At 37.5% G+C, this 7,453-nt stretch carries 5 protein-coding genes and 1 pseudogene; all 6 read right to left on the reverse strand.

Features of this window, described 5'->3' with window-relative positions:
• Positions 1-27: 27 nt before the first annotated feature.
• Positions 28-1,206, reverse strand: coding sequence for an acyl-CoA dehydrogenase (locus V7266_RS08750; RefSeq protein WP_335467504.1), 1,179 nt, complete (start codon positions 1,204-1,206; stop codon positions 28-30).
• Positions 1,207-1,266: 60 nt separating this feature from the next.
• Positions 1,267-2,109 carry an alpha/beta fold hydrolase gene (locus V7266_RS08755; protein ID WP_335467505.1) on the reverse strand — a complete coding sequence of 281 codons (843 nt, stop codon included), beginning with the start codon at positions 2,107-2,109 and terminating at the stop codon, positions 1,267-1,269.
• A gap of 29 nt (positions 2,110-2,138) precedes the next feature.
• A pseudogene (locus V7266_RS08760) lies at positions 2,139-3,086 on the reverse strand (VOC family protein).
• 187 nt (positions 3,087-3,273) lie between these two features.
• Positions 3,274-5,157, reverse strand: a complete 1,884-nt coding sequence (locus V7266_RS08765; protein ID WP_335467506.1) for a XylR N-terminal domain-containing protein — start codon at positions 5,155-5,157, stop codon at positions 3,274-3,276.
• Positions 5,158-5,178: 21 nt separating this feature from the next.
• Positions 5,179-5,910 (reverse strand): response regulator, encoded by a 732-nt coding sequence (locus tag V7266_RS08770; RefSeq protein WP_335467507.1) that lies wholly within the window; start codon positions 5,908-5,910, stop codon positions 5,179-5,181.
• The coding region (locus V7266_RS08775; RefSeq protein WP_335467508.1) for a sensor histidine kinase at positions 5,873-7,453 on the reverse strand (1,581 nt) is incomplete at its 5' end. The genes V7266_RS08770 and V7266_RS08775, both read right to left, overlap by 38 nt.

The following is a 7,453-nucleotide window of genomic DNA, read 5'->3' on the forward strand; positions in this document are numbered from 1 at the left end:
AATTTCTTGAATTTATTGTTAAGAATATTAGCCTAATGTGAATGTTTCAAAACCAAAAAGTGTTTTTCCAAACGCATCAATTGAATCTTCATAAAGAAGTACCTTATGGGTAGCAACCGTCAACAGATCTCTTGTAAATTGTTCTACGGTATCCCCTTTATAAACAGCAGCACCACCAAGTGTTGTCAATACTTTGGTAGTAATCTCGGTAACAATACTGATAATTTTAGCTCTAATCGCAAAGAATTCCTCAGGACCGACACCACCATCCCATTGATAGTTTTCAAGCATACTAATATATTTCTCCATTAAACCTTCGGCAGTATAGAATTTCGTAGTCAATTCCGCCAATACCCGCTGGCTTCGGGGAGATTCTTTTTCAAGTTCTCCTTCAATTCTAACCCGCTTTTCTGTACGTTTTTTAAATTCTTCAAGCAACCGCTCTGCACCACCAAGAGCAATACTTGCAAATCCAACATAAAATGCAGAAAAATAAGGCAGGTCGTAGAATAAATAATCCTTATCATAGTCCTTCTCAGGAGGTCTGCCAGTTGTATTAGCAACGGTCAGCCTTACAATCCGTTCAAATGGAACAAACACATTGTCTGCTATAACCTGATTACTTCCCGTTGCTCTAAGCCCGAGCGTATTCCAATTTTCCACAATCTTAACATCTGACTTTGGCAAAATGAACATACAAAACTCTGGTCCCACACTTTCCGACATTTCCATCATAAGACCAAGACCTACCCAATCCGCATACAGGACTCCACTTGCAAAATTATAGGTGCCTGTAATCCTGTAACCTTCCCCATCCCTTACAGCTTTCCCTATAGGTGCAAAAACGTCAGCCACTAGACCACCTTGCCGAATGATTTCCTCTCTTCCCTTTTCTGGTAGAAAAGCCAACAGTGTATTATGAAGAGGATAAAAATAGGTTAGCCATGCGGCTGAAATACTGTGTTTTGCAACAGCCCGAATGATTTTTGTATAAGTTTTAAAGTCTATTTGTGGCCCACCATATTTTTGGGGAAGAAGTAACTTAGGTATTTCAGTTTCTTTAAAGGCATTTATAACTTTCTCAGAAAACGTTGCATTTTTTTCTGCTTCTACTGCTTCCTCAAAGGCAAGTATTCCGACCTTTTCAGCATCGGCGAGCAGCTTCTCGATTACCTCTTGATTAGCTTTTAGTACACTATTTGCCATAGTAACACCTCTTTTTTATTATTTTGCGAATTAATATTACAACCTTACACATATTCACTATTAATCTTCTGTAAAAAATTGATTAAGAACTTTTAAAAAACTGTCTCTTTTTTCAATTTGGATCCAATGACCGCAGCTTTTATATAAATTAAGCTGGGCATTTGGCAAATGCTGCAACAAGGAAAGACTGCTTTCTTTAGGCACAAATCGATCTTCAAAGCCATGTAATAATAAGAAAGGCTGATCCATTCGTCTTAAAGCAGACGGAGGAATAATGTTTTCGCCAGGTGCCATTGGAAACATATTGCTTAGATAAGACCTCCGAATTTCAGGACGCATCACCATATCAAAACGCTCGCGTAACACTGTTTCTAATTCTTCTCCTAAACTCTTTTCGTCATAAACAAACCATTTTGTTAAATTTTCAAGAGCAGAATGGGTTGGATTTCGATAAAAACCTATCATTCTTCCAATTTCAGGTGTTGGCGATACTTCACCACCTGCACTCCCCATAAGTAACACTTTTTCAAAGCGCTCAGGCGCTGACATCACTAAATTAAGTGAAACGTATCCACCCATCGAATTTCCAACTAGTTTTGCCTTATCAATTTTAAGATTATCCATTAAAGCCAAAACTTGCTCAACACGACAATTAGTCCATTCCCAGAAACTTTTAGGCGGATTTTCAGGATGGTCCGTACTCCCAAACCCGTACATATCCGGTGCGATAACATGATAGCTGTCAGTTAATTCTGGTAGTATATTCCTCCAGTTCGTTTCGGATGTTGCTCCAGGACCAGATCCATGAAGGAAGATAATAGTTTCTAAATTTTCTTCTCCTCCCTCACAATAAAATGTCTTATAGTGTCCAGTCATTATTTTCTTAGTTTTATATGAACCCATTTCGGTTATAGCTCCTTCCTCTTATTGAATTAAGCCTCAGTTGTTTCTTCATTTCCGATTACGGCATTTTCACCCCAATACGTAAGTCCACGATCCATATCTTCCGGTGTCCACTCCACTGGCTCCCAATCTGGCTCGAAGATTAAGTAACTGTTTGAAAATAATTCAACCCGGTGTCCGCTTCCTGGATCTTTCACATAAATGTACATTGCTTGGGAAATTCCATGTTTTCCGGGCCCTTTAAATTGTATCCTCTCTTAGCTCAATATATCGGCAGCCCTCAATATGTCTTGCGCATTATCACACCAATAGGCAAGATGGTGGAGGCGATTTGGCCCTGCATTGGTGGTGTCACCCATTACAGCGATATCATGAACAAGAGGGGTTACACTCATCCAACCTGCAACCACTGGACCGTTTGGGATTTTAATATATTCGCGCATTTTAAAGCCTAGATTTTCAGACAGCCAGGTATGAATTCCGCCAGGATCCAAGTTAGTTGCTACATTCACGTGATCAATACGACGGGGTGAAACTCCTTTGCGCCATGATTTATAGGTCTGATTCTTTAAAGTTGATTTTAATTCTTTAGGTGCTTTTGTTTTTTCTACATCATAATAAATTTCAAATGGATGTTTACTAGGCAATTGGAAACGAATCGCCCTGCCCTGTCCAGCCTCTTGACCTGCTTCCACCCACTCTACTTTTGTTCCAGCTTTACCTAATAAATCTGCAAATCCTTCTACATCTTCGGGCCGCTTTGTCCGCCAGGCGATATGGTCAACATGTGCACGATCACCTGCACGAAGTGAAAGTGTATGGTGTTCAAAATCACCCCAAGCTCGTAAGTAATGTATCCCATCTTTTACTTCTGTCTCTTCTAACCCTATAACATCTTGGAAAAACCAGTGTGATTTTTCAAGGTTTGGGGTAACTAAGGCAATATGACCTAATTTTGCAATTTCTGGAGTAAACATAGATTTCTTCCTCCCAAATAGATTTGATAAAAATGATAGAGTAACCGCTTCCAAAACCCTTACAATGTAATCTTATTGGATTCTTAATATTCTGACTAGAACAGAAACCAATCAAAAACTTCAGTTTTACTACATGATTTTGTTCATTTTGGATAAAAAAAAGACCATTCAGTAACTTCTGAATGGTCTATGAAAATTCTAATTCTCCTAAAGAAACAAGAGTCTCAAGTATTAATAATAGGTTATGGGCACCTATTGGATTCCGTGGGTCACGTTCAATTAATGTCTCTATTTTTTTTAACCTATGCCTTAATCCACTCAATGATAATGCTAGGTCATTCACTGTATGCTCAAGCCTTCCCCCATTTTGTAAAAAGACATATAAAGTTTTAATTAATTCCAATTTTTTCGGATCGGTTAGGTCATATAATGAGCCAAGCTCTTGTTTGGCAATCATTTTTATCGCCTGTATGTTGTTGGAATTAATCAGTACACCAACGATTCCTAGAGATTCAAACAATACAATCTTACTTGTTGTGATAAGTTGAAGAGCGACCTTTGCTTCTTGGTATGATTGGGCCAGATTTTCAATTTCTCTTCCTTCGTTACTAATGCCAATTTTATATTCACATTTAGGTTCATTTCTTTTTAAGAAGTTGTGAAAATCAGTCAAAATATCTTTAATTTTGGTATTATCTTCATGTCCCTTTGTTATAAATAAAATGAGATTTCCTTCACGCTGGCATATTAGGATTTTTTTTCTATTTTTATTAAAATACTGATAAGTTAACTCTAGAACCTGCTCATGGAAAAGAAATTCATTCTCAATGATGAAATGCTTTTTTTCAAATTTTAATACTGCTAGAAAATAGGGCATGCTAAGATCTAGCCCAGTATATCTTCCTTTAAGAAGTATTTCATGTCTCGAATGAAAGTCTTGATTTAACAATTGTTCTAAGAAATTCCCTTTCATTCTCTCAAAAGAATCAAAGCTGATTTTTTCATTTAAAAAAATAAGCGATGCTGCATTTGCAATTCTGTCTAATAACAAGCTATCATTCTCTAATTTACACTTCATTCCTTCTACATAAATAAAACAGCAATATCCAATTATTTTTTTTTGACCAATAATTGGCATTATCAGACGTTCTTGATTTGATGTTGTAACAAATTTTTTATTAAATGGCAATTGCAGTTTCGGCTGTTTTTCGTAAACATTAATAGGGAAATGGTTACCAATAAATTTAATGATGTCTTCCTCAAGCTTTAAAGAATCACTTTGGCTTAATCCAGAATACGATAAGATTTGAAAATCTGTATCCTCAATTATAATTGGAATACCAACTTCGTCATATACCATATCTGTTATGGTTTGTAAATTACCTCCATTAGCTATTTCTTCTGTTAATTTCCTCTGGAAATTTGATAACCTTATATTGAAATCCTTCTGTTCCATTAAATTTTCATAGGTATCCTTCAATTCTTTTACAATGGGATCTTCATGGTAATAATGAAGTTCATCTTCAATTTCACTATCCCAATCTTTAAGTGTTTTTATGACCCAGCGGCATTCTTTGTCGCCCTTCCCAATGCAAGTTATTTCTTTGGCTAAAACCTCTTGATCGCAAATCGTCGACATGTAACCGCTTGCGTAACCTGCTAATGTATTACATACTTGAGTTTTTGAATTTCCAAAACGATTAACATGTTCGTATACCTCAAATGAATCTTCCCATGTACCCGTTCCATAGATAGAAATTACCCTATTTTGTTCATCGAGTTCGACAAACCCTTCATAGGTGGTACCGCTAATATGACCATTTGATGTATGATAGATGGGACCCTGTTTCAATAATGTATCAAGGGTTAAGCTTGATTTCATCACATTCTGAGCATCATTTTTACCCATTTCCCAGCCAAATCGATTAAGGAATCCCCTCATGCGGTCAATTCCTAAATTTTTCACAAGCACTTCACGAAGAAGCCCTAGAGCGCCGGATGATGTAATAAACTTGCGATTATTAGGATCAAAGTCAACATTATAGTTATGTTCTAAAAAATTGATTCGCATTTCATCACCCTGTTCAATAGATTACTCTGCAAGTTTGTTAAGCATATTATCTACAAGCAGATAAACCCGTTCCGGCCGCCCAACTGTGCCATAAGACAGGTCCGCTTCTATTTTTTCAATCGATACTAGATGTTCCAAATATCTTCTTGCGGTTGTACGACTAACACCTACTTCTTTAGCAACCGTTTCTGCTGTAAGTCCGTTTTTTACCTTTCCGAGGACTTCAATAACTTTTTCTAAAGTGAGAGGGTCAATCCCCTTCGGCAAGTAAACCCTATCATTACTGGTACTATCGTTCTCTTTCCATAATAGTTTGTCTACTTGCAGCTGTGAAACATGAGAGTTTTCTTTACTTAATTTTAATAGATTCTCTTGGTACTCCCTATACCTTTGTAACGACTGTTTAAACCGTTCAAAAACGACCGGTTTAATAATGTAATCAAATACACCTAACCGAATCGCTGATTGGACATTTTCAATCTCTTTTGCTGCCGTAATCATGATCACATCTATTTGTTTTGGATGTATCTTTGTTTCTTTTAATAATTCTAACCCGTTCATATCAGGAAAATAAACATCAAGGAGTATTAAATCTGGCTGTAGAACGTCCATTAGTGTTTTCGCTTCTACATAGTTCGCTGCAATGCCAACAGCTTGAAAGCCATCGATTAGGTCTAGAAATCGTTTCTGAATCTCTGCAATCCTTAAATCATCTTCAACAATTAATACTTCTATATCTCTGTTCCCCTTCATTTAACGACCCCCTGCTTTTTGGTATCGCCACTGTAAAAATCGTACCTTCCTCCATTGTTGAAGAAAAGGTTAGATAGCCGCCTAAGTCGTGGATTGCTTTTTGCGCCAAGCTAAGCCCAATACCAGAATTACTGCTTTTCTTCTTTGTAGAAAAGCCAGGTTTAAATATTTGCTCCTGAACCCCAGACTCCATTCCTACTCCATTATCTTCCACTTCAATAATAAGTTCTTTTCCAAGATCCGTTAAAAAAAGTGAGACTCTTTTTTCATCCTTTTCACACTCTCTCACTGCCTCAAAGGCATTGTTAACAAGATTGCCAATAATGGTCACTAACATGTCTCTATCAATCTCAGCCGGAACATCTTTAAAACTGCTGCCTCGATCTATAGTAAGATCAATTTTCAGCTCACTTGCAAGGCTCACCTTTCCTAAAATAAACCCAGCAATAATCGGATCGGGTATCTCCTTCATCAGAAATTGTATGAACCCTTGGGCAACATCCACTTCCTTTGAAATAAAATCAATCGCTTCTTTATAGGACCCAAGCTGAATGAGGCCAAGCAGAGTGTAAAGCCGATTAGAATATTCATGAGTTTGAGCCCGCAGCCCCTCCGCATAGGCTTTAATATGAGATAATTCTTTGAGTAAATAGGCAAGCTCTGACTTATTTCGAAAGCTCGCAACCGCTCCTATTACACCTCTCTTCTTATTAAAAATGGGAATCCGGTTGGCCAAATAAATATCCCCGTTAATGATAATTTCTTGATCATATTCTGCCTTTCCTGATTTAGCTACTTCATATAATTGTGTATTTTCAAGCACTGTTTCAATTCTTTTACCTCGCAAAAGAACATCATTCGGCACGCCTAAAATAGAATGTGCCGTTTCATTTACAACTGTAATACGACTATCCGTATCTATGGCAATGATTCCTTCATGAATGGACTCAAGGATCGCATGCTTTTCCTGGTACATCCAGGCAATCTCTTTCGGTTCTAATCCAAAAATGGCCCTTTTAATATTTAGAGAGATTAGTACCGCAGCAATTAGACTCCCTGCCAAAATGATTAAAGTAGCTACAAAAATCTTCTGCTGTAATTTCGAGACCTCTCTTTGAATGTCTGTTTGCAGATATCCAACAGAAACAACTCCGATTACTTTCCCACCGCTAAAAATAGGGGCTTTTCCTCTTAAGGACGGACCAAGTGTACCCGTCGATTCTGAGATGACTGACTCTCCTTTAAATACTCTCCCATTATCACCGCCGACCATTTTTTGACCGATTCTATTTTGATTTGGGTGGGAATAACGTATTTCGTTCCGGTTACCAACCACAATAAATTCGGCACCTACCTTCTTCCGAATGTTTTCGGCAATCGGTTGAATGTGTGCGGAAGGATTATCTAAAGTAAACGCTGCCTGAATATCCGGCATATTTGCGATGGTTTGCGCAACCGATAAAGCTTTCGTGCCAATTTCATGCTTTAGATTGGACTCCATAATTTGTTTAAATGTAAATTCAATGATCGTCCCCATTATAAT

Source organism: Neobacillus drentensis (assembly GCF_036965645.1).
Lineage (GTDB): Bacteria > Bacillota > Bacilli > Bacillales > Cytobacillaceae > Neobacillus > Neobacillus drentensis_D.